The organism is Streptomyces sp. NPDC051104 (assembly GCF_040682835.1).
Classification (GTDB): Bacteria; Actinomycetota; Actinomycetes; order Streptomycetales; family Streptomycetaceae; genus Streptomyces; species Streptomyces cynarae.
On the sequence record NZ_JBFBBS010000168.1, the window covers coordinates 1 to 1,066 of the forward strand.

Consider the following 1,066-nt stretch of genomic DNA (forward strand, 5'->3'; position numbering starts at 1 on the left):
GTAATTTCCATACCAGTCATAATAATTGCTTCCCGCTTGGACCACTTGACCATCGTTTGAAGCTAAGATTGGAGTTGTTGGATTGCCATTAACCAAGTCCATAGCATTGTGAAATTCTTGCGCTCCGGTGATTGGACTCGTTCTCCAACCCATTTCACTTGTTACGGTAATAGGACTTGAAATTGGAGCAATATAACCTCCGCCACCGCTTGGGATTTCAAGATTAACAAATTTGTTATACCATTCTTGGGCCCAAGTGCTACGTTCAGGATGTCCGTTTAAGGGACGTTCAAAGTTAGCTACAAAAGCTTGCGTTGCAGTATTGATATTGGTTAATGTCATGAATTGAGTCCAAGAATAAGGATAAGAACTTGTCGCAATCCATTGGCCATTTGGTGAATGCCACATCAAGAGCTTGAATTGGGCTGTGATTGTGTCAGGATTGTCAGTGACTCCTGCTCTCGTCATAAGGTTAATCATATAAACACGTCCAGAGCTAGCTCCTGAACTATCCGTCCATTGCCAAACCCCATAACCGAAACCAGGACGTCCACCGCCCTCATCAGCCGTTGGATTTGCATCAGATTCACCCTGTGCATTTCCGAGTAAAGCGGCTGCCGCTTGTTTAGAGAATCCAGACCCAATTGCCATTGCCCATATTTGCCAGTAACGTTTATCACGATCACTTGTGACTTCTGGTGGATATTGGCCATTCCAACCACCACCGCCGCCAGAGTTTCCTCCACCGTTGGTATCGATTTTCACATCATTAACATAAAAGTTACCCTTAACTTTTACTTCTCCGTAAAGATTTAATTTGCGATTTTCAGCCGTACTGTCTTTTGGAATTTCTAAAACATTTAAAAGCGCTCCGTTGTTTCCTTTTGATGACAAGGCGAAAGAATAACCCTGATTTTGAATTGCATTAATCCCTTGGAGTTGTCCACCGACATAAGTTGGAGCAAATGCGAACATTTCTTTTTCAGAAGAACCGTCTTTTTTTATAAAACGAATTTTCCCTTGGTCAAGTTCAATAATGAAGTCATGATGAACTGAACGAATCTTG

At 42.2% G+C, this 1,066-nt stretch carries 1 protein-coding gene; it reads right to left on the reverse strand.

What is annotated here, in order from left to right; translation table 11 throughout:
• Window positions 1-1,066, reverse strand: a 1,066-nt coding sequence (locus AB0N14_RS40365) for a phage tail tip lysozyme (protein ID WP_366030648.1), incomplete at both ends; no start/stop codon positions are given.